The following is a 21,301-nucleotide window of genomic DNA, read 5'->3' on the forward strand; positions in this document are numbered from 1 at the left end:
CGGTAAGGGGTTTCGTCCTCACCCCCCGTGCAGCCGGTCCCCGCTCGCCAGGATCGCCTCCGCGAGCGCCCGCCCCGGCTCCCGCGCCTCCGCGCGCCGGTCGTCGTGGACCAGTACGAAATCGACGTCCCCCAGCGCGGGAAGACCCGCCCGCTCGGGCACCCGCACCAGGCCCGGCGGGATCAGGCCACGCGCGTGGGGGAGGACCCCGAGGCCCGCCCGGGCCGCCGCGACGAGACCGTTGAGGCTGCCGCTCGTGCACGCGACGCGGTACGCGCGCCCCTCGCGCTCCAAGGCGCGCAGCGCCCGGTCGCGCGTAAGGGCGGGCGGCGGGTACACGATGAGCGGGAGCGGCAGCCCCGGGTCGAGCCGCGGCCGCTCACCACCGATCCACACGAGCGTGTCGCGCCACACCAGTACCCCGTGCGACTCCTCGGCCCGCCGTTTGGCCAGCACGAGATCGAGACGCCCTTCGGCGAGCCGCTCGTGGAGCGTCCCCGACAGCCCCACGGTCAGCTCCAGGTCCACTTCCGGGTGCGCCCGCCGGAAGGACTCCAGGATCTCCGGGAGCCGGGTCAGGACGAAGTCCTCGGAGGCCCCGAAGCGCAGCCGCCCCCGCAGCCGCGTCCCCGCGAAGTGCGCCGCCGCCTGCTCCTGCACCGCGAGCAGGCGCCGCGCGAAGCCGAGCATCGCCTCGCCGTCCTCGGTGAGCGCGACCGCGTGCGTGTCCCGGCCGAAGAGCGGCCTGCCGGTCTGCTCCTCCAGGCGCCGTACGTGCTGGCTCACCGTCGACTGCCGCACCCCGAGCCGCTGCGCGGCCCGCGTGAAGCTCAGTGTCTGCGCCACGGTGAGGAAGGTGCGCAGGTGGGAGGGCTGGTACACGGTGGGGGAGTGTAGCCCCGGCCATCGCGGTGCGCGATAACAGTCAGAGCGGTGTACGGGCTTCCCGATCAGCGGCCGGGTGCGGCACGATCGATGGTGCCCCCACCCATCTCCGTACGCCCCGAGGACGGCCCCGCCCATGAAACGCCTCCGGCTCCCGCTGGACCCGTACGTCCTGTCGCTCCTCGGCACCGTCCTGCTCGCCGCGCTGCTCCCCGCGCGCGGCGGCGTCGCCGACGGCGTGTCGGGGGCGTCGACGGCCGCCGTGGCGCTGCTCTTCTTCCTGTACGGGGCGCGCCTGTCCACCGCCGAGGCGCTCGACGGACTGCGGCACTGGCGGCTGCACGTCACCGTCCTGGCCGCGACGTTCCTCGTCTTCCCGCTGCTCGGCCTCGCCGCCTACGCCCTGCGCCCCTGGCTCCTGAGCCCCGACCTCTTCACGGGCTTCCTCTTCCTCACCCTCGTGCCCTCGACGATCCAGTCCTCGATCGCCTTCACCTCGCTCGCGCGCGGCAACGTGCCCGCCGCGATCTGCGCGGGCTCCTTCTCCTCGCTCTTCGGCATCGTCCTCACGCCGCTGCTCGCCGCCGCGCTCCTCGGCGACAGCGGCGGATTCTCGGCGGGCGCGCTCGGCAGGATCGCCGTACAGCTCCTCCTGCCGTTCCTGGCCGGGCAGTTCCTGCGCCGCTGGGTCGGCGGCTTCCTGACCCGGCACAGGAAGGTGCTCGGGTACGTGGACCGGGGCTCGATCCTCCTCGTCGTCTACACGGCGTTCAGCGAGGGCATGGTGCGGGGCATCTGGCACCAGGTCACCGTCCCGCGCCTCCTCGCCCTGCTCGTCGCCGAGGCGGTCCTCCTCGCCGCGATGCTCGGCCTCACGTGGTGGGGCGCGGGGCGCCTCGGCTTCCCCCGCGCCGACCGCGTCGCGATCCAGTTCGCGGGCTCGAAGAAGTCCCTCGCCTCGGGGCTGCCCATGGCGAGCGTCCTGTTCGGCGCCCACGCCTCGCTCGCGGTGCTGCCGTTGATGGTGTTCCACCAGATGCAGCTGATGGTGTGCGCGGTGATCGCGCGCAGGCGGGCGGCGGAGGGTGAGCGCGGGGCGATCGGCGAGGTGGCCGCCCTGACAGGGAGTGGCCGGGGCTGAATAGGGTTGGGGCACACCCCGCGTCGCACCACTTCTCCGGAGACCCGCACTTCATGCCTTCCGTGCCTGTGGACCCCCGCGTCCGCCGCCACCGCGTCGCCCTCAACCTGTGCTTCGCGATACCCGGCGTCTCGCTCGCCACGTGGGTCACCCGCACCCCCGACGTGCGCGACGGCCTCGGCGCCTCGACCGCCGAGATGGGCCTCGTGCTCTTCGGCATGTCGATCGGCTCGATGCTCGGCATCCTGGCGGCGGGCGGTCTGGTGGCCCGCCACGCGACCCGCCCGGTCATCATCGCGGGCATGACGCTCGTGCTGGCGGGCGTCGGCGTGGTCGCACTCGGTACGGGGGCGTCGGCGGCGCTCCTCGTGGCCTGCGGCCTCATGTTCGTCGGCGCGGGCATCGGGCTCTCGGAGGTGGCGAGCAATGTCGCGGGCGTCCACGTCGAGCGGCAGATGGGGCGCCCGGTCCTGCCCATGATGCACGGTTGCTACAGCCTCGGCACGGTGGTGGGCGCGGGACTCGGCGTGGCCGGGGCGGCGGTGGAATTCCCGGTCCCGTGGCACCTGGTGATCGTCCTGGCCCTGCTGGTCGCGGTCTTCGCGTACGCGATCCCGGGCCTGCGCCCCGGCGTCGGCGGTACGGGCACGGACGAGGCCGGGCCGGTACGGGAACGCCGCCTCTACCTGAACCCGCGTCTCCTCCTCATCGGCGGCGTCGTCTTCGGCGTGACCCTCGCGGAGGGCGCCGCGACGGACTGGCTCCCGCTCCTGATGGTCGACGGTCACGACATGCCCGCGGGCCTCGGCTCGCTCGTGTACACGGGTTTCGCCGCGACGATGGCGGCGGGCCGCTTCGCCGGGGGCCCGGTGGTGGCGCGCTTCGGCCGCGCGAAGGTCCTGGGCGCCGGAGCGCTCCTCACGGCCGCGGGCATCGCCCTGGTCTCCTTCGTGGACAACCCGGCGACAGCGGGCTGCGCCGTCCTCCTCTGGGGTCTGGGCACCTCCCTGGGCTTCCCCCTGGCCCTCTCGGCAGCAGGCGAATCGGGCCCCGACACAGCCGCCCGCGTCGCCCTGACCTCCCGCATCGGCTACGTAGCCCTCCTCGCGGGCCCCCCGTACCTCGGCTTCCTGGGCGACCACAACGGCCTCCGCACCGCCATGCTCCCGGTCCTGGCCCTGATGCTCCTGGCAGCGGCCGTCTCCCCGGCAACGGCCCCGCGCTCGGCGGCGGGGGTGGCCGAGACCACGATCCCGGACCCGGCGGCACCGGCCCCGCGCGCCGACACGGCGGTGTCAGGCGAGGGACAGGGCTGAGGGGCAGTCGGCCCGGCCCGCACCGCACCCGACGGACGGAAACCAGCCGAACGAGGCGCTGACGGTGACACTTTCTCAGCCGCTCGGAAGGCGCCCGATCCCCGCGTGGGTCTCGATGAAGCATCGGCTCCCTGACGGTCCCGCCAACAACCACACGGTGGTGGCGGAGAGGCACAGCCTCCGCCGACAGCCCACCTGCACCCGGCTACCTACGTTCGGCGCCGCGTCTCACGCTGGGCAGGTCAGGGGCACGCTCGTGATCCCGTCCAGGTCGCGGGCCATCGCCGGTACGGTCATCACCCCGGGTTCCGAACAGGCGAACGCCTGTGCCTTCGTGCGCGCAGTGGTAGGGCCGAGGCCGTGAACGGGCCGGGGCACGTGGCTGAAGGATTCATCCCGGCCCGTCTGGTGAACTGCGGCAAGAGATGGCTGGTCTATTCCTCCCGGGCCTCCGGAGGAATAGGTGCGTCGAAGATGTCGACGACGAATTCCGAGGTGGCGCTGCCCTCGAACTCGCTGTCGCGCTCCCGGCGAAGCAAGGTGTGAATCCTCACCCAACGCGCCTTGTCACTCGCCTCTTCCGCGACATCAAGCGCACTGCGAACGGGACCGATACCGCCGGTGGGCCGATTGCTGGACCAGGTTTCCATGAGCTTCGCATCGACGGGAAGCGGCCAGGTGCGAAGCTCGGCGCCGGGCGGTACGGAGATCTCGTCGCTGAGCAGCTGGACGATCCAGCCGGTACCTCCCTCGCTGCGGCGCTCGTTGGACATGCGGATGCCGAGCCCGATCATGTACGCGCTCTCCAGGTACTCCTCCAGCTCGTCGTCGACTTCGCTGAAATAAACAGCAGGGCGCACCACCTCGACCGGCCCGTAGCCGGTGAACATGCCGGGAATTGGCGTGCAATTCTCCGCGAGATACCGCCGCACGGCCAGGCGCACGGGCTGCGGGACGCCGTCGAGCACCGCTCCGAGAGAGGTCTCGTCCCGTTCGGCCAGAAAGGAGTTGAGCGTGTCGACCAACTCTCCGGTCAGAGGCAGATCGTCCGCCCCCAGCGTGGTGACGGCCTCCAGCTCGTCGCGGGGCCCTTTGACCAGCGCGAAGATTCTGCTCCGGCCCGGACTCGTGTGCGCAATGAACGAATGGATCATTTCCGTCTCACATCACGTCTCGTAGGCGGCACCGCCATGAACACATGGCGGCGCCGCCAAAAGTGAAGAGGAATCCCGTGAGTCGACGTGTCGTCCGAGTTCCCTACTCGTCCGCATGGCCAACGGCGGGTGGCTGTCGGAACCGGCATCCAGTCCGGGTCCGCGTGGCCGATGGCAGCCTATCCCAGCCTCTCGGGGCTGGCGCCCCTCACACCCGCCCCCTCCAGCACGATCCGTTCCTCCCCCGCGTACACGTTCATCGACTCGCCCCGCAGGAACCCCACCAGCGTCATTCCCGTCTCCGCCGCCAGGTCCACCGCCAGGGAGGACGGGGCCGAGACCGCTGCCAGGACCGGGATGCCGGCCATCACCGCTTTCTGGGCGAGTTCGAAGGAGGCGCGGCCGGAGACCAGGAGGATCGTGCGGCTCAGGGGGAGGCGGGCGTCGGTGAGGGCGCGGCCGACGAGTTTGTCGACCGCGTTGTGGCGGCCGACGTCCTCGCGGATGTCCACCAGTTCTCCCGATTCCGAGAAGAGGGCCGCCGCGTGGAGGCCGCCTGTGCGGTCGAAGACGCGCTGGGCGGCGCGGAGGCGGTCGGGGAGGGCGGAGAGGAGGGCGGGAGAGAGCCGCAGGGGCGGGGTCTCCTCGGCGAGGGGGAAGTGGGTCTGCGTGCGGACCGCGTCCAGGCTCGCCTTTCCGCACAGACCGCAGGACGAGGACGTGTAGACGTTCCGTTCCAGGGTGAAATCGGGGAGGGCCACGCCCTCGGTAAGTTGCACGTCCACGACGTTGTACGTGTTCGAGCCGTCGTCGGTCGCCCCGGCGCAGTACACGATCGACCGCACGTCGTCGGCGGAGGCGAGGACGCCCTCGCTCACGAGGAAACCGGCGGCGAGCGCGAAGTCGTCGCCTGGGGTGCGCATCGTGATGGCGAGCGGCTTGCCGGCGAGGCGGATTTCGAGGGGCTCCTCGGCGACGAGCGTGTCAGGGCGCGCCGAGACCGCGCCCGCCCGTACGCGGGTGACCCGCCGCCGTTCCGTCACGCGTCCCATGAGCGGCCCGCCCTTTTCCGTCCGTACCGATGAGCCATGGCGTCCGCCTGCCCGGCGAGGGCCGCGGCACGCCGGTACGAGCGTGCCACGGCCCTCGCGGCGACGGTACGGGGAGGGGGCCGGTCAGCGGCGTCCGCTCCCTGATCGGGAGGCGCGCTCCCGTTCCGTACGGCTCACACGTGGGCCACCGGGACCGCCTGCTCCTCCGCGCGGCGCGCGCGACGGCGGCGGAAGAGGAGACCGGCGGCGACGAGGCCCACGGCGAAGAAGACCGACGTCCAGACGTACGCGTCGGAGTAGCCGTGCACCCCGGCGGCGAGCCGTGCCTTCGGGTCACGCGCGTCGTGGGTGGCGAGGTAGTCGGACGCGCCGCTCGCGACGATCGTGTTGAGCAGTGCCGTGCTGAGCGAACCGCCGACCTGCTGCATGGTGTTCACGAGCGCGCTCGCCGCGCCCGCCTCGCTGTGCGCGACACCCACCGTGGCCTGGCTCATCGCGGTCGCCATCACGGCACCCAGCCCGAAACCCGCGAGGACGAGCGGCGGCAGCACGTGGCCCGCGTACGAGCTGTCCACGTCCAGCCGCGAGAGCCACAGCGCGCCGATCCCGCCGAGCAGCATCCCGGCGCTCACCACGAGCTTCGGCCCGAAGCGGGGGACCAGGACGCTCGCCCCGGTCGTCGCCGTGGACATGATGGCGAGGCTCATCGGCAGGAACGCGAGTCCCGTTTGCACCGGGGACAGCTCCAGGACCTGCTGGAGGTAGTACGTCAGGAAGAGGCTGATGCCGAAGATCGACGCGCCCGCGACGAGCATCGCGAGGTAGGCGGCGCCCCGGTCGCGGTGCAGGAGGATGCGCAGCGGCAGGAGCGGGTGGGCGGTGCGCGTCTGCCAGAAGCAGAACGCGGCGAGCAGCAGGGCGCTCGCGACGAGGAAGCCCCACGTGCTGACGGACGACCACGAGTGGGATTCGGCGTTCGAGAAGCCGTAGACGAGACAGAAGAGCCCCGCGCTCGCGAGCAGCGTCCCCGGCACGTCGAGCTTCTTCGTACGGTCGCGGGCGGTACGGCGCAGCAGGAGCAGGCCGCCGACGAAGGCGATGGCCGCGAAGGCGATGTTGACGTACAGGGTCCAGCGCCAGTTGAGGTGCTCGGTCAGGATGCCGCCGAGCAGCAGCCCGAGTGCCGCGCCCGAGCCGGCGACCGCGCCGAAGATGCCGAAGGCGCGGCCGCGCTCGGCCGGGTCGGTGAAGGTCGTCGTGAGCAGCGAGAGCGCGGCGGGTGCGAGCAGCGCGCCGAACAGGCCCTGGACGGCGCGCGCGATGATCAGGACCTCGAAGCTTCCCGCGGCTCCGCCGAGCACGGAGGCGAGCGCGAAGCCGACGAGACCTATGAGGAAGGCGTTCTTGCGGCCGAAGAGGTCGGCGACACGGCCTCCGAGGAGCAGCAGTGAGCCGAACGCGAGCGAGTAGGCCGTGACGACCCACTGCCGGTCCGCGTCGGAGAAGCCGAGGTCGATCTGCGCGGTGGGCAGCGCGATGTTCACGATCGTCGCGTCGAGGACCACCATGAGCTGGGCCACGGCGATGAAGACCATGATCAGCCAGCGGTGGGGCACGGGCCCGGGGGCGGTTCCGGCGGCTCCGGAACGTGCCGGGGCGTCGGTAGCGGGCGAGGACATGCGGTACTTCCTTGGATGGTTGGACGGTGAGGGAGGCTCTGGGGGGAAGCTCAGGGGACACGGGGGCAGGGGACACGGGGGCAGGGGACACGGGGGCACGGCGCAGGGCGTCGGGGCGGGCTTCCCCGGCCGCCCGGAACGGTCAGCTGTGCAGCAGGGCCGGGAGGAGCACGTCCTCCACGAGGGCTTCGAGCCCCGAGGGCTCGGTCTCGCCGTGGAGACCGCGCACGAGCGCGGCGCCGAAGAGGAGCCCGTCCAGGTGCCGAGCGGCGGCCGGACGGTGCGGCAGCTCGCCGCGCGCGACGGCGCGCCCCACGGCGGCGTCCAGCTCGGCCGACTCCGGTTCGATGAAGGCGCGCAGCAGGGCCTCGTGCAGCGCCCGGTCCGCGAGGGAGGCGTGCGCCACCCCCCAGACGAGCGCGGTCGATTCCTTGAACCCGGCCGCCACCCGCCGGGCGGCGGCGAGCAGGTCGCCGCGGAGCGAGCCCGTGTCGAGCCCCGCCCGCGGCACGGGACGGGTGCGTGAGACGGCCGTGGCCACGAGGTGCTGCTTGCTTCCGTAGAGCCGGTACAGCGTGGCCTTGCTGCACTGGGCGCGGGCCGCGACGCCTTCCATCGTCAGCGCCTCGTACCCCGTCTCCCGTACGACGGCGAGCGCCGCCGAGAGGAATTCGTCCTCCCGCTCGGGGGTGAGCCGGGGGCGCCGCACGGGAGGACGCGCCCCGTGCGCCCGATCCCCGGCTTTCTCGCTCATCAACGGCTCCCACAAAAGAAACGCTCACGTTTTTACAGGCCTCACCGTAGCGCGGCCGCCGGGAAAAACGCAAACGTTTCCAATGGGGCTTTGGCCGACCCCGCCGGGGGCGTCCCGCACTCCTTGGCGCCCCCCGTTCACCCCGCACGCCCCTGGCGCCCCCTGGTTCTGGGTGAACTCTCCAAGCGCGTCGCCCGAATCCTGTCGCTTTACCCACCTCCGTACCCGTCGGTAAGTGATCACGCTGGAACAATCCGTCTCACGGCTACGGAACACGGCTACGGAGGGCAAGACCCCCATGAACGGTTCACGGATCGTCGCGCTCGGTCACTACCAGCCCGGCCGGGTGCTCACCAACGAGGACCTCGCCGGCATGGTCGACACCAACGACGCGTGGATCACGTCCCGCGTCGGCATCAGGACCAGGCACATCGCGGGTGACGACGAACCGGTGGACGAGCTGGCCGCCTACGCGGGCGCGAAGGCGCTCGCCGCCGCCGGGCTCACGCCCGGCACCGTCGACATGGTGATCGTCGCGACCTCCACGGCCGTCGACCGCTCGCCCAACACCGCCGCCCGCGTCGCCGCGCGGCTCGGGATGCCCTCGCCCGCCGTGCTCGACGTCAACGTCGTCTGCGCGGGCTTCACGCACGCCCTCGCCCTCGCCGACGCCACGGTCCGCGCGGGCAGTGCCCGGCAGGCCCTCGTCATCGGCGCCGACAAGATGTCCGCCGTCGTCGACTGGACCGACCGCAGCTCGTGCGTCCTCGTTGGTGACGGAGCGGGCGCCGCCGTCGTCGAGGCGACCGGGGCGGGCGAGGAGCCGGGGATCGGCCCGGTGCTGTGGGGCTCGAACCCGGCGATGGGCAACGCGGTGCGCATCGAGGGCACCCCGGCGCGCTTCGCGCAGGAGGGGCAGACCGTCTACCGCTGGGCCACCACCCAACTGCCCGCCATCGCCCGGCAGGTCTGCGAGCGCGCCGGACTCACCCCCGAGGACCTCGCGGGCGTCGTGCTCCACCAGGCCAACCTGCGCATCGTGGAACCGGTCGTACGCCGCCTCGGCGCCGTCAACGCCGTGATCGCCAAGGACGTCGTGGACTCCGGCAACACCTCGGCCGCCAGTATCCCGCTCGCCTTCTCCAAGCTCGTCGAGCGCGGCGAGCTGAGCAGCGGCGACCCCGTCCTCCTCTTCGGCTTCGGCGGAAACCTCTCGTACGGGGGCCAGGTCGTCCGCTGCCCCTGAAATCCGCTCCTATCGGAGTAAACCCCCCGTACCGCGCGGTCGTTGGCCTGTGCCACTCGCCTCTTTGTCCTGCGCCGGGAGAAAGTAGGGGCCAATTCCCGCGCAAGTCCTTCCCCTTCCCGTACCCCGCTGCTACGTTCCACGTCGAAAGCGCGAACGCCCGTGAGCGCGAGAACGCCGCGACCCGCCGCAAGCGGGCCGCGGCGGCGGGCGGGGGCGGGGGCGAGGGAATCGGACGGCCGGTGAGGCGGGGAGGGGCGCGTGAGACGCATGACGGCACGACCCGCCAACACGCATCAGGCCCGATTGCTGCGACTGCTGCGCGACGGGGGCCCCAACTCCCGCGCCCAGCTCGGTGATCAGGTCGATCTCTCACGGTCCAAGCTGGCCGTCGAGGTGGACCGGCTCCTGGAGACCGGGCTCGTGGTGGCCGACGGGCTCGCCGCGTCCCGGGGCGGCCGGCGCTCGCACAACATCCGGCTCGCGCCCGGACTCCGCTTCCTCGGCGTCGACATCGGGGCCACCTCGATAGACGTCGCCGTGACCAACGCCGAGCTGGAGATCCTGGGGCACATCACCCACCCCATGGATGTCCGCGAGGGACCCGTCGCGGTCTTCGAGCAAGTCCTCGCCATGGCCGCGAAGTTGCGGGCATCGGGCTTCGCCGACGGCTACGACGGCGCCGGCATCGGCGTTCCGGGACCGGTCCGCTTTCCCGAGGGCGTGCCCGTGGCGCCGCCGATCATGCCCGGCTGGGACGGCTACCCCGTCCGCGAGGTCCTGAGCCAGGAACTCGGCTGCCCCGTCATGGTCGACAACGACGTGAACCTCATGGCGCTCGGCGAGCAGCACGCCGGAGTGGCCCGCTCGGCCGGAGACTTCCTGTGCGTCAAGATCGGCACCGGCATCGGGTGCGGAATCGTCGTCGGCGGCGAGGTCTACCGGGGCACCACCGGCAGCGCCGGGGACATAGGGCATATCCAGGTCGAGCCCGAGGGCAGGTCCTGCGCCTGCGGCAACAAGGGCTGCCTGGAAGCCCACTTCAGCGGTGCGGCGCTCGCCCGTGACGCGGAGGACGCGGCCCGCGAGGGCCGCTCGCCCGTGCTCGCCGAACGCCTCGCCACGCAGGGCGCGCTCAGCGCGGCCGACGTGGCGGCGGCAGCGGCGGCCGGTGACACGGCGGCCCTCGACCTCATCCGCTCCGGGGGCAACCGCACCGGACAGGTGATCGCCTCGCTCGTCAGCTTCTTCAACCCTGGACTCGTGGTGGTCGGCGGCGGGGTCACGGGCCTCGGCCACACCCTGCTCGCCGCCATCAGGACCCAGGTCTACCGCCAGTCCCTTCCGCTCGCCACGGGCAATCTGCCCATCGTCCTGGGCGAGTTGGGTCCGGCCTCCGGAGTCATCGGCGGCGCCCGCCTCATCAGCGACCACCTCTTCTCCCCGGCCTGACCCACCACCTCACGTACAGCGCCGCCAGCACGACCACCCGAGCCGCACCGCAGCACGAGCCGCACCGCGGTAAGCCACGCCCTCAACCCGCCACGCCCAAACCTGCCGCGCCCGAAAACCCGCCCGCACCGGACGAATCAAGCCCCTCAGGCGTTTGAGGAGCGGGGTGTGGGGCGGAGCCCCGCGACTTCGGGGCCCGGGGGCCACCCCGCAGCGGCACGTCACCCAAGGGGACCGCCATGGCACCAGCGCACCACCCACCCGAGAGCCCGCCGCCGGCGCTTCTCACCATGACCGGCATCACCAAAGCCTTTCCCGGCGTCCGCGCACTCGACGGTGTCGACCTCGACGTGCGCCCGGGGGAGGTGCACTGCCTGCTCGGCCAGAACGGCGCCGGGAAGTCCACCCTCATCAAGGTGCTCGCGGGCGCCCACCAGCCCGACGAGGGGAAGATCGTCTGGCGCGGCGAGGAAGTCACCCTCAGATCCCCAAGTGCCGCCATGGCCTTGGGAATTGCCACGATCTATCAGGAACTCGACCTCGTCGAACATCTCTCCGTCGCGGAGAACGTCTTCCTCGGCCACGAGCGCACCACCGCTGGTTTCGTGGTGCGTCCGGGCTCCGCCCGCGCCGAGGCGAGCGCCCTCCTCGCCCGCCTCGGCCACCCCGAGATCGACCCGGGTGTCCTCGTCGGCAAGCTCTCCGCCGCGCACCAGCAGATCGTCTCGATGGCTCGCGCGCTCTCCCACGACGTACGGCTCATCGTGATGGACGAGCCCTCGGCGGCGCTCGACCCGGACGAGGTCGAGAACCTCTTCCGCATCGTCGCCGACCTCACCTCCGACGGCGTCGCGGTCGTCTACATCTCGCACCGCCTGGAGGAGATCCGCCGCATCGGGGACCGGGTCACCGTCCTCAAGGACGGCCGCTCCGTGGCGGGCGGACTGCCCGCCGAGTCCACGCCGACGAGCCAGGTCGTCACGCTCATGACGGGCCGCAAGGTCGAGTACGTCTTCCCCGAGCGCCCGGCCGAGCAGTCGGGCGTCACCGTGCTCAAGGTCGAAAGCCTCGGCAGGGAAGGGGAGTTCGCGCCCGTCGACTTCGAAGTGCGGGCCGGTGAGATCGTCGGGCTCGCGGGCCTCGTCGGCTCGGGACGCTCGGAGATCCTGGAGACGGTGTACGGGGCGCGCAAACCCACGAGCGGGACCGTCACCGTCGACGGGCAGGCCCTGCGCCCGGGCAGCGTGCGCTCCGCCGTCCGCGCCGGGATCGGGCTCGCCCCCGAGGAGCGCAAGGCACAGGCACTCCTCGGCCTCGAATCCGTCACGCGCAACGTCTCGATCTCCACGCTCTCACGCTTCTCCAAGGGCGGCTGGATCGAGCGCGGCAAGGAGCGCGCGGCGGCGCGCGCGGCGACCCGTGAACTGTCGCTGCGCCCCGACAACCCCGACGCGCAGGTGCGTACGCTCTCCGGCGGAAACCAGCAAAAGGCCGTCCTGGCACGGTGGTTGCTGCGCGGCTGCAAGGTGTTGCTGCTCGACGAGCCGACGCGCGGCGTCGACGTCGGGGCGCGCGCCGAGCTCTACGCCGTCATCCGCAGGCTCGCCGACGACGGTCTCGCCGTCCTGCTCGTCTCCAGCGAGGTCCCCGAGGTCCTGGGGCTCGCCGACCGTGTCCTCGTCCTGCGCGAAGGCACCGTGGTGCACACGGCGCCCGCCCAGGAGCTCGACGAATCCCGCGTACTCGACCTCGTCATGGAAGGGAGCCCGGCGTCATGACGCAGCCCGCCTCACCCGCGCGCGAAGACGGTGCGGGAACCGCCGCCGCACCGTCCGAGAAGTCCCCGGGGACGCCCCCGAAGTCCGTCCCCGCCAAGCGACTGGTCCGCTGGGACGGACGCACGCTCACACTCGTCGGCGTCCTGGTGGCGCTCGCCCTGGTGGGTGCGATCACCAAGCCGGACCAGTTCATCGCGACCTCGAACCTCCAGCTGATCCTGACCCAGTCCTCGGTCATTGGCGTCGTCGTGGTCGGTGTCACCTTCGTCATCATCTCCGGCGGCATCGACCTCTCGGTCGGCGCGATCGTCGCCCTCGCCTCGGTGTGGGCGACGACCGTCGCGACGCAGGAGTACGGCTTCTGGGGCATCGCGTTCACCGCGCTCGTCGTCGGGCTCGCCTGCGGGCTCATCAACGGGGTCCTCGTCGCGTACGGGCGGCTGGTGCCGTTCATCGCGACGCTCGCGATGCTCGCCTCGGCGCGCGGGCTCGCCCTCCAGATCACCGATGGCCAGACGCAGATCGTCTCCGTGAAGTCCGTGCTCGACCTCGGCCGCCGCGAGAACTACGTCCTCGGCATCCCGCCCCTGGTCCTCGTCTTCCTCGTCGTCGTCGTCCTCGGCTGGCTCCTGCTGAACCGCACCACCTTCGGGCGGCGCAGCGTCGCGGTCGGCTCCAACCCCGAGGCGGCCCGCCTCGCCGGGATCGACGTCCGCCGCCAGCGCCTCTACCTCTACCTGCTCTCCGGACTGTGCTGCGGCATCGCCGCCTTCCTGCTCGTCGTCCTGGTGGGCTCGGGCCAGAGCACCAACGGGAACCTGTACGAACTCGACGCCATCGCCGCGGCGATCATCGGCGGCACCCTGCTCAGCGGCGGGCGCGGCACGATCGTCGGCTCCGTGCTCGGTGTGCTGATCTTCACCACGATCAACAACATCTTCGCGCTCAACAACCTCCAGACGGACGTCCAGCAGATCGCCAAGGGCGCCATCATCGTCATCGCCGTCCTCGTCCAGCGCCGCGACGCACGCGACACCTGATCCCGAGGCCCCGGGCCGCGGCACCACCCCCACCACGCACTCCCCGCACCCCCTGGTGCCTCCCGCACCACCCCCACCTCGCACTCCCCGCACCGTCCCGCACCACCCCACCACCCTCGCAGTACACGCCCTACGGGAAGGGTCACCGCCATGTCACACGCCACGAGCCGCAGAGGACTCCTCTTCGGCGGTGCCGCGGTCGGCGCGACCGCGCTGCTCGCCGCCTGCACCAGCAACGAGCCGGCCGAGGCCAAGGAGGAGAAGAGCGACGCGGCCCCGGCTGCCGAGGAGACCGGCAAGCACGTCACGATCGGCTTCGCCGGTCCGCAGGCCGACCACGGCTGGCTCAACGCCATCAACGTCCAGGCCGGTGAGCGGGCGAAGAAGTACTCCGACATCACCTTCGAGAGGACCGAGGGCTCCAACGACACGGCCACTCAGGCGGGCCAGATCGACACCCTCATCAACAAGAAGGTCGACGTCCTCGTCATCCTCCCCGCGGACGGCAAGGCCCTCACGCAGGCCGGCCTCAAGGCGATGCGCGCCGGTATCCCCGTCGTCAACCTCGACCGCATCTTCGACACCCCGCAGGCGTACCGCTGCTGGGTCGGCGGCGACAACTACGGCATGGGCCTCAACGCCGGGCACTGGATCGGCGAGCAGCTCAAGGACAAGAAGAACGCCAAGGTCATCGAACTCGCGGGCACCGACAGCCTGGAGCTGACCCGGCAGCGCACCAAGGGCTTCGACGACGCCCTGAAGAACTACCCGAACATCAAGAAGGTCGCCCGCCAGGCCGCCGAGTTCACCGTCGAGTCGGGCCAGGCCAAGATGGCCCAGCTCCTCCAGGCGCAGAAGTCCTTCGACGCCTGCTGGAACCACGACGACGACCAGGGCGTCGGCGCCCTCCAGGCCATCGAGCAGGCGGGCCGCGACGACTTCATCATGATCGGTGGCGCCGGCGCCCGTTCCGCGATGGACCACATCAAGGCGGGCGACGGCGTGCTCAAGGCCACCGTCCTCTACCCGCCGACGATGGCCGCCTCCGCGATCGACCTCGCCCGCGCCCTCGGTCAGGGCAAGGGGATCTCCGGGCTCTCCGAGGCCGAGATCCCCACCCAGCTCACGCTGTACTCGGCCGTGGTCGACAAGGACAACATCGACCAGTACCTGTCGACCGGCTTCAAGTAGGCCGCGCGGCAGCAAGGGGGGTTGACCCCGGCGGGGGCCGGCCCCCCACCCGTATCTCGCCAAGGAGGAATGACCGCATGAGCACTACGGAGCACGAGGACGAGTCGGCCACGAGCCCGCCGCGCCTCGGCGTGGGAATGGTCGGCTACGCCTTCATGGGCGCCGCCCACTCCCAGGGCTGGCGCACCGCGGGGCGGGTCTTCGCGCTCCCCCTCAGGCCCGAACTGGCCGCCTTGTGCGGGCGTGACGAGGCGGCCGTGACGAAAGCGGCCCGGCAACTGGGCTGGGCCGCGGCCGAGACGGACTGGCGGGCACTGATCGCCCGCGAGGACGTCGACCTGGTCGACATCTGCACTCCGGGCGACAGCCACGCCGAGATCGCCATCGCGGCCCTGGAGGCCGGCAAGCACGTGCTGTGCGAGAAGCCGCTCGCCAACACGGTCACGGAGGCCGAGGCCATGGTCGAGGCGGCCCGGGCGGCCCGCGCGCGCGGACAGCTCGCCATGGTCGGCTTCAACTACCGCCGCGTGCCCGCCGCGGCCTTCGCCCGGCAGCTCGTCGCCGAAGGCCGCCTGGGCACCTTGCGGCACGTCCGCGTCACCTACCTCCAGGACTGGCTGACCGATCCCACGTCCCCGCTCACCTGGCGCCTGGACAAGAACAAGGCCGGCTCCGGCGCACTCGGCGACCTCGGCGCGCACATCGTGGACCTCGCGCAGTACCTCACGGGCGAACCGCTCGTCGGCGTCTCCGCGCTCACCGAGACCTTCACGACCGAGCGCCCCGTCCCCGAGGGGTCCGGAGCCTGGCTCGGCGGCACGGGCTCGGGCGAGCGCCTCGGCCCGGTCACCGTGGACGACGCGGCCCTCTTCATCGGCCGCACCGCCTCGGGCGCCCTCGCCTCCTTCGAGGCGACGCGCGTCGCCGCCGGGCGCAAGAACGCGCTGACGCTCGAACTCAACGGCTCCAAGGGCTCGCTCTCCTTCAACCTGGAGCGGCTCAACGAGCTGTCCTTCCACGACCACACCGAGCCCGCCCCGACGAGCGGCTTCCGCCGCATCCTCGTCACCGAGCCGGAACACCCCTACCTGCACGCCTGGTGGCCGCCGGGCCACGGCCTCGGCTACGAGCACACCTTCGTCCACCAGGCGCACGACCTCGTGCACGCCCTCGCGACGGGCGAGCAGCCGGTACCGACCTTCGAGGACGGGCTCCAGGTGCAGCGGGTGCTCGCCGCGGTGGAGGAGAGCGCCGCGAAGAACTCCGTCTACACCCCCGTCCCCCAGCAGACCTCCTGAGAAAGGGCCCCCGCATGTCACGTGACTACACCCTCTTCACCGGCCAGTGGGCCGACCTGCCGTTGGAGAAGGTCTGCGAGCTGGCCAGGGACTTCGGCTACGACGGTCTCGAACTCGCCTGCTGGGGTGACCACTTCGAGGTCGACAAGGCCCTCAGCGACCCCGGCTACATCCCCTCGCGCAAAGCGCTGCTCGACAAGTACGGCCTGAAGGTCTTCGCCGTCTCGAACCACATGGCCGGACAGGGCGTGTGCGATCACCCCATCGACGAGCGGCACCAGAACATCCTGCCCGCCCGCGTGTGGGGGGACGGCGAGCCCGAGGGGGTGCGGCAGCGCGCGGCCGAGGAGATGAAGAACACCGCGCGGGCCGCCGCCGCGCTCGGCGTGGACACCGTCATCGGCTTCACCGGCTCCTCGATCTGGCACCTCGTCGCGATGTTCCCGCCCGTCCCTGACGGCATGATCGACCGCGGCTACGAGGACTTCGCCGCGCGCTGGAACCCCATCCTGGACGTCTTCGACCAAGAGGGCGTGCGCTTCGCCCACGAGGTGCACCCGAGCGAGATCGCCTACGACTACTGGACGACGGTGCGCGCCCTGGAGGCCGTCGACCACCGCCCGGCCTTCGGCCTCAACTTCGACCCGAGCCACTTCGTGTGGCAGGACCTCGACCCGGTCGGTTTCCTCTACGACTTCCGCGACCGGATCTACCACGTGGACTGCAAGGAGGCCCGCAAGCGCCTCGACGGGCGCAACGGCCGGCTCGGCTCGCACCTGCCCTGGGGCGACCCGCGCAGGGGCTGGGACTTCGTCTCCGCCGGACGCGGCGACGTGCCCTGGGAGGACGTCTTCCGGATGCTCGGCTCCATCGGCTACGAGGGACCCATTTCCGTCGAGTGGGAGGACGCCGGGATGGACCGGCTCCAGGGCGCCCCCGAGGCGCTGGCCCGCATGCGCGCGTACGACTACGAGCGGCCCACCGCCTCCTTCGACGCGGCCTTCAGCACGAAGGACTGACCCCGGCGCAACCGCTTTCCCCGGACCCCGGCCTTCCGGCCACCGCGTCCCGGGGCGGTACGCCCGGTTCCGCCCGGCCCGTGGCACCAGCCGCCACGGGCCGGTCAGGACTGCCCGCACGTGTCTTTGTCCTGTGGCGGGAAAAAGACGAACTAGCCTGCGTCCAAGGGCTATGCCGCACGGACAAAGCTCCACTACCGTCCCTGAGCGTGTACAGGACCTCGCGGTACACACAGCACCACCGCACTCGGCGCCACCGCACACCGCACCACCGCACACCGCACCACCGCACACCGCACCACCGCACACCGCACCACCGCACACCGCACCACGGCAGTACGTGCCACGCACGACGTAGCACGCCCCGGACGACGGCGCGCCCGGGGTCACCCGCCCGTACGACCGGCCCCCTGTGGAGGCACTCTCGTGCACAGGAAACGTCAGGGGTTCCGAAGAGGTCTCGCGCTCTTCACTGGAACCCTGCTCACCGCCGCATCCCTCACGCTCGTCGCGCAGCCCGCGGGCGCCGACGAGCCCGAGACCCCCGAGTTCCAGCAGGTGACCCTCGCCAAGGGCGCCGCGGAGACCGGGGAGCCGATGTCCCTCGCGGTCCTCCCCGACCGCAGTGTCCTGCACACCTCGCGCGACGGCACGCTGCGCCTGACCGACAAGAACGGCACCACCAAGGTGGCCGGCAAGCTCGACGTGTACTCGCACGACGAGGAAGGTCTCCAGGGCGTCGGCGTCGACCCGGACTTCGCCGAGAACCGCGCGATCTACCTCTACTACGCGCCGCCGCTCGACACCCCGGAGGGGGACGCCCCCGAGAACGGCACCGCCGCCGACTTCAAGCCCTTCGACGGCATCAACCAGCTCTCGCGCTTCACCCTCGCCCAGGACGGCACCCTCGACCAGGCGAGCGAGAAGAAGATCCTCGACGTCAAGACCTCGCGCGGCACCTGCTGCCACGTCGGCGGCGACATCGACTTCGACGCCGACGGCAACCTCTACCTGTCGACCGGCGACGACAGCAACCCCTTCGCCTCCGACGGCTACACCCCGATCGACGAGCGCGCGAGCCGCAACCCGGCCTTCGACGCCCAGCGTTCGGCGGGCAACACCAACGACCTGCGCGGCAAGATCCTCCGCATCAAGGTCCACGAGGACGGCAGCTACGACATCCCCGAGGGCAACCTCTTCGCCCCCGGCACCGACAAGGCCCGCCCCGAGATCTACGCGATGGGCTTCCGCAACCCCTTCCGGCTCAACGTCGACAAGGAGACCGGCATCGTCTACGTCGGCGACTACGGCCCCGACGCGGGCGCCGCATCGCCGAGCCGGGGCCCCGCCGGACAGGTCGAGTTCGCCCGCGTGACGAAGGCGGGCAACTTCGGCTGGCCGTACTGCACGGGCAAGAACGACGCGTACAAGGACTACGACTTCGCCACCGGGCAGTCCGGCGCCACCTTCGACTGCGCCGCGCCGAAGAACGACTCGCCGAACAACACCGGGCTCACCGACCTGCCGCCCGCGCAGGAGGCGTGGATTCCCTACGACGGCGGCTCCGTACCCGAGTTCGGCTCCGGCTCCGAGTCCCCGATGGGCGGCCCGGTCTACCACTACGACGAGAACCTCGACTCGCCGGTGAAGTTCCCGAAGGAGTACGACGGGGACTTCTTCGCGGGTGAGTTCGGCCGCCAGTGGATCAAGCGCATCGAGCAGGACGCGGACGGCACCGTCCAGTCGATCAACGACTTCCCGTGGTCGGGCACGCAGGTCATGGACATGGCCTTCGGCCCCGACGGCGCCCTCTACGTCCTCGACTACGGCCTCTCCTGGTTCGGCGGCGACGAGAACTCGGCGCTCTACCGCATCGAGAACGTCACCGACGGACGCGCCCCGGTGGTCGACGCGAGCGCCAACAAGACCTCCGGTCAGTCCCCGCTGCGCGTCGCCTTCTCGGCGAAGGGCAGCGACGGGGACGGCGACGCGATCAGCTACAGCTGGGACTTCGGCGACGGCTCCAAGAAGGTCGCGGGCGCCGACGCCGCCCACACCTACCGTACGGACGGCACCTACACCGCGACCGTGACCGCGACCGACGCCACCGGGCTCACCGCGACCGCGAGCGTCGAGGTCGTCGTCGGCAACACCGCGCCCACCGTCAAGCTGGAGGCCCCGGCGGACGGCGCGCTCTTCAAGTTCGGCGACACGATCCCGTTCAAGGTGACCGTCACCGACCCCGAGGACGGCCAGATCGACTGCTCCAAGGTCACCGTCCGCTACATCCTCGGCCACGACAGCCACGGCCACCCGATCACCTCCACGACCGGCTGCGAAGGCACCATCACCGCGCCGGCCGACGCCGAGCACGACCCCAACGCGAACATCTTCGGGGTCATCGACGCGGAGTACACCGATGGCGGGGGCGGCGGCCAGGCCGCGCTGACCGGCCACGCGCAGGTCAAGCTCCAGCCGCGGCACCGCCAGGCCGAGCACTTCAACACCTCCTCCGGCATCAAGACGTACGACAAGGCGGAGGCCAACGGCGGCAGGACGGTCGGGGACATCGACGACGGCGACTGGATCGCCTTCACCCCGTACAACCTGACCGGCGCCAAGAAGCTCACCGCCCGCGTCGCCTCGGGCGGGGCCGGCGGCTCCCTCGAAGTCCGCACGGGCTCGCCCACGGGCGCTCTCCTCGGCTCCACCGCGGTGCCGAAGACGGGCGGCTGGGAGACCTTCCAGAACGTGGACGTCAAGCTCGCCCAGGTGCCCAGGAAGACCACCTCGCTCTACCTCGTCTTCAAGGGAGCCACCGGACAGGGCGCGCTCTTCGACGTCGACGACTTCGAGATCACCTCGGACGCGGTCGTCAAGGGCAGCAAGCGGCTCCTGGTCTTCTCCAAGACCGCCGGCTTCCGTCACGACTCCATCCCCGAGGGCATCAAGGCGCTGAAGGAACTCGGCGCCGAGTCCGGGATCACCGTCGACGCGACCGAGGAGGCGGGGCAGTTCACCAAGAACAACCTCGCCAAGTACGACGCGGTCGCCTTCCTCTCGACGACCGGTGACGTCCTGAACGCGGACCAGCAGTCCGCCTTCGAGGCCTACGTCAAGGGCGGGGGCGGCTACATGGGCGTCCACGCCGCGGCCGACACCGAGTACGACTGGAAGTTCTACGGCGGCCTCGTCGGCGCCTGGTTCGACTCGCACCCGCAGATCCAGGAGGCGACCGTCCGCGCGGAGGGCCACGACCACCCCGCGACCGAGAGCCTCAAGGACGCCTGGCAGCACACGGACGAGTGGTACAACTACCGCACCAACCCCCGCTCCCAGGCCAAGGTCCTCGCCACCGTGGACGAGACCAGCTACAGCGGCGGCACCATGAAGGGCGACCACCCGATCGCCTGGTGCCAGCCGTACGAGGGCGGTCGTGCCTTCTACACCGGTCTCGGCCACACCAAGGAGTCCTACGCCGAAGCCGACTTCCGCGCCCACCTGCTCGGCGGCATGAAGTACGCCACCGGACAGGTCAAGGCGGACTGCAAGCCGGACAAGGACTACCGCCCGCTCTTCAACGGCCAGTCCCTGGACGGCTGGAAGCAGGCCGGTCCGGGGAAGTTCTCGATCTCCGACGGCGCCCTGCACTCCGAGGGCGGCATGGGCCTGCTCTGGTACCAGGCCAAGGAGTTCAAGAACTACTCCCTCAAGCTCGACTGGCGGATGCGGGGTGACGACAACTCCGGTGTATTCATCGGCTTCCCCGCCTCGGACGACCCCTGGTCGGCCGTGAACAAGGGCTACGAGGTCCAGATCGACGCCACCGACGCGGACGACCGCACCACCGGCTCGATCTACACCTTCAAATCCGCCAACCTCAAGCTCCGCGACCAGGCACTGCGCCCGCCGGGCCAGTGGAACTCCTACGAGATCAAGGTCCAGGGCGAGCGCGTCCAGGTGTACCTGAACGGTACGAAGATCAACGACTTCACCAACAAGGACCCCGAGCGCTCCCTCGCGGACGGCTACATCGGCATCCAGAACCACAGCGACGCCGACCACGTGTCCTTCCGCGACATCCAGATCAAGGAACTTCCCTGAGCACGGGCGGGACGCCGGGCCCCCGGGCACGGCGTCCCGCCCGCCCCCAGACGGCGGTGGGGGGGGGGCGCCCGGCCCCCCCCCCCCCCCCCCCCCCCCCCCCCCAAACCCCCCCCCCCCCCGGTTGTAATAAAAGGGGGGGGCCCAAGGCCCCCCAACCCCCCCCCCCCCCCCCCCCCCCCCCCCCCCCCC

The 21,301-nt window shown here is 71.3% G+C and carries 15 protein-coding genes; 10 read left to right on the forward strand and 5 right to left on the reverse strand.

Annotation, left to right across the window (positions count from 1 at the left end):
* Positions 1-18: 18 nt before the first annotated feature.
* Positions 19-882 (reverse strand): LysR substrate-binding domain-containing protein, encoded by an 864-nt coding sequence (locus tag ACIP4O_RS20260; protein WP_401576191.1) that lies wholly within the window; start codon positions 880-882, stop codon positions 19-21.
* Positions 883-1,021: 139 nt separating this feature from the next.
* On the opposite strand from ACIP4O_RS20260, the gene ACIP4O_RS20265 reads away from it, so the two are divergent.
* Positions 1,022-2,026: a bile acid:sodium symporter family protein gene (locus tag ACIP4O_RS20265; protein WP_401576193.1), complete on the forward strand. Its 1,005-nt coding sequence runs from the start codon at positions 1,022-1,024 to the stop codon at positions 2,024-2,026.
* Between the two features lie 53 nt (positions 2,027-2,079).
* Positions 2,080-3,342: an MFS transporter gene (locus ACIP4O_RS20270; RefSeq protein ID WP_401576195.1), complete on the forward strand. Its 1,263-nt coding sequence runs from the start codon at positions 2,080-2,082 to the stop codon at positions 3,340-3,342.
* 434 nt (positions 3,343-3,776) lie between these two features.
* Here the strand turns inward: ACIP4O_RS20270 and ACIP4O_RS20275 are convergent, their stop codons facing one another.
* The 4 genes from ACIP4O_RS20275 to ACIP4O_RS20290 form a co-directional block, all read right to left on the reverse strand.
* Complete coding sequence (locus ACIP4O_RS20275) at positions 3,777-4,496, reverse strand: hypothetical protein (RefSeq protein ID WP_401576197.1); 720 nt, start codon at positions 4,494-4,496, stop codon at positions 3,777-3,779.
* Positions 4,497-4,675: 179 nt separating this feature from the next.
* Positions 4,676-5,548, reverse strand: coding sequence for a formate dehydrogenase accessory sulfurtransferase FdhD (gene fdhD, locus ACIP4O_RS20280; protein WP_401576199.1), 873 nt, complete (start codon positions 5,546-5,548; stop codon positions 4,676-4,678).
* Positions 5,549-5,721: 173 nt separating this feature from the next.
* Positions 5,722-7,227 carry an MFS transporter gene (locus ACIP4O_RS20285; protein ID WP_401576201.1) on the reverse strand — a complete coding sequence of 502 codons (1,506 nt, stop codon included), beginning with the start codon at positions 7,225-7,227 and terminating at the stop codon, positions 5,722-5,724.
* A gap of 142 nt (positions 7,228-7,369) precedes the next feature.
* Positions 7,370-7,981 (reverse strand): TetR/AcrR family transcriptional regulator, encoded by a 612-nt coding sequence (locus ACIP4O_RS20290; RefSeq protein WP_401576203.1) that lies wholly within the window; start codon positions 7,979-7,981, stop codon positions 7,370-7,372.
* A 298-nt stretch (positions 7,982-8,279) separates the two neighbouring features.
* Here ACIP4O_RS20290 and ACIP4O_RS20295 point away from each other — a divergent pair, with 298 nt between their 5' ends.
* The 8 genes from ACIP4O_RS20295 to ACIP4O_RS20330 all read left to right on the forward strand — a co-directional run bounded on the left by ACIP4O_RS20295 (position 8,280) and on the right by ACIP4O_RS20330 (position 21,109).
* Positions 8,280-9,227, forward strand: coding sequence for a beta-ketoacyl-ACP synthase III (locus ACIP4O_RS20295; protein ID WP_401576205.1), 948 nt, complete (start codon positions 8,280-8,282; stop codon positions 9,225-9,227).
* A gap of 270 nt (positions 9,228-9,497) precedes the next feature.
* Complete coding sequence (locus ACIP4O_RS20300) at positions 9,498-10,679, forward strand: ROK family transcriptional regulator (protein ID WP_361321240.1); 1,182 nt, start codon at positions 9,498-9,500, stop codon at positions 10,677-10,679.
* 290 nt (positions 10,680-10,969) lie between these two features.
* On the forward strand, positions 10,970-12,457 hold the full coding sequence (locus tag ACIP4O_RS20305) for a sugar ABC transporter ATP-binding protein (RefSeq protein ID WP_401576261.1): 1,488 nt from the start codon (positions 10,970-10,972) through the stop codon (positions 12,455-12,457).
* Positions 12,454-13,497 (forward strand): ABC transporter permease, encoded by a 1,044-nt coding sequence (locus ACIP4O_RS20310; protein ID WP_401576207.1) that lies wholly within the window; start codon positions 12,454-12,456, stop codon positions 13,495-13,497. Before ACIP4O_RS20305 ends, ACIP4O_RS20310 begins: the two co-directional genes overlap by 4 nt.
* A 150-nt stretch (positions 13,498-13,647) precedes the next feature.
* Complete coding sequence (locus ACIP4O_RS20315; RefSeq protein WP_401576209.1) at positions 13,648-14,688, forward strand: substrate-binding domain-containing protein; 1,041 nt, start codon at positions 13,648-13,650, stop codon at positions 14,686-14,688.
* A gap of 77 nt (positions 14,689-14,765) precedes the next feature.
* The gene (locus ACIP4O_RS20320; RefSeq protein WP_401576211.1) at positions 14,766-15,986 is read left to right on the forward strand and encodes a Gfo/Idh/MocA family protein; all 1,221 of its coding nucleotides are present in this window, start codon (positions 14,766-14,768) and stop codon (positions 15,984-15,986) included.
* A 14-nt stretch (positions 15,987-16,000) separates the two neighbouring features.
* Positions 16,001-17,005 (forward strand): sugar phosphate isomerase/epimerase family protein, encoded by a 1,005-nt coding sequence (locus ACIP4O_RS20325; RefSeq protein WP_401576213.1) that lies wholly within the window; start codon positions 16,001-16,003, stop codon positions 17,003-17,005.
* A gap of 426 nt (positions 17,006-17,431) precedes the next feature.
* On the forward strand, positions 17,432-21,109 hold the full coding sequence (locus tag ACIP4O_RS20330; protein ID WP_401576215.1) for a ThuA domain-containing protein: 3,678 nt from the start codon (positions 17,432-17,434) through the stop codon (positions 21,107-21,109).
* The last annotated feature ends 192 nt before the right edge of the window (positions 21,110-21,301 follow it).

This window comes from Streptomyces sp. NPDC088923, from assembly GCF_044749745.1.
In the GTDB taxonomy this organism is placed as follows: domain Bacteria; phylum Actinomycetota; class Actinomycetes; order Streptomycetales; family Streptomycetaceae; genus Streptomyces.

What these genes read in the sequence shown, in the direction of transcription:
- ACIP4O_RS20265 (WP_401576193.1), top strand. Translation starts at nt 1,022, where the DNA reads ATGAAACGCCTCCGGCTCCCGCTGGACCCGTACGTCCTGTCGCTCCTC.
- ACIP4O_RS20270 (WP_401576195.1), top strand. Translation starts at nt 2,080, where the DNA reads ATGCCTTCCGTGCCTGTGGACCCCCGCGTCCGCCGCCACCGCGTCGCC.
- ACIP4O_RS20275 (WP_401576197.1), bottom strand. Translation starts at nt 4,496, where the DNA reads ATGATCCATTCGTTCATTGCGCACACGAGTCCGGGCCGGAGCAGAATC.
- fdhD (WP_401576199.1), bottom strand. Translation starts at nt 5,548, where the DNA reads ATGGGACGCGTGACGGAACGGCGGCGGGTCACCCGCGTACGGGCGGGC.
- ACIP4O_RS20285 (WP_401576201.1), bottom strand. Translation starts at nt 7,227, where the DNA reads ATGTCCTCGCCCGCTACCGACGCCCCGGCACGTTCCGGAGCCGCCGGA.
- ACIP4O_RS20290 (WP_401576203.1), bottom strand. Translation starts at nt 7,981, where the DNA reads ATGAGCGAGAAAGCCGGGGATCGGGCGCACGGGGCGCGTCCTCCCGTG.
- ACIP4O_RS20295 (WP_401576205.1), top strand. Translation starts at nt 8,280, where the DNA reads ATGAACGGTTCACGGATCGTCGCGCTCGGTCACTACCAGCCCGGCCGG.
- ACIP4O_RS20300 (WP_361321240.1), top strand. Translation starts at nt 9,498, where the DNA reads ATGACGGCACGACCCGCCAACACGCATCAGGCCCGATTGCTGCGACTG.
- ACIP4O_RS20305 (WP_401576261.1), top strand. Translation starts at nt 10,970, where the DNA reads ATGACCGGCATCACCAAAGCCTTTCCCGGCGTCCGCGCACTCGACGGT.
- ACIP4O_RS20310 (WP_401576207.1), top strand. Translation starts at nt 12,454, where the DNA reads ATGACGCAGCCCGCCTCACCCGCGCGCGAAGACGGTGCGGGAACCGCC.
- ACIP4O_RS20315 (WP_401576209.1), top strand. Translation starts at nt 13,648, where the DNA reads ATGTCACACGCCACGAGCCGCAGAGGACTCCTCTTCGGCGGTGCCGCG.
- ACIP4O_RS20320 (WP_401576211.1), top strand. Translation starts at nt 14,766, where the DNA reads ATGAGCACTACGGAGCACGAGGACGAGTCGGCCACGAGCCCGCCGCGC.
- ACIP4O_RS20325 (WP_401576213.1), top strand. Translation starts at nt 16,001, where the DNA reads ATGTCACGTGACTACACCCTCTTCACCGGCCAGTGGGCCGACCTGCCG.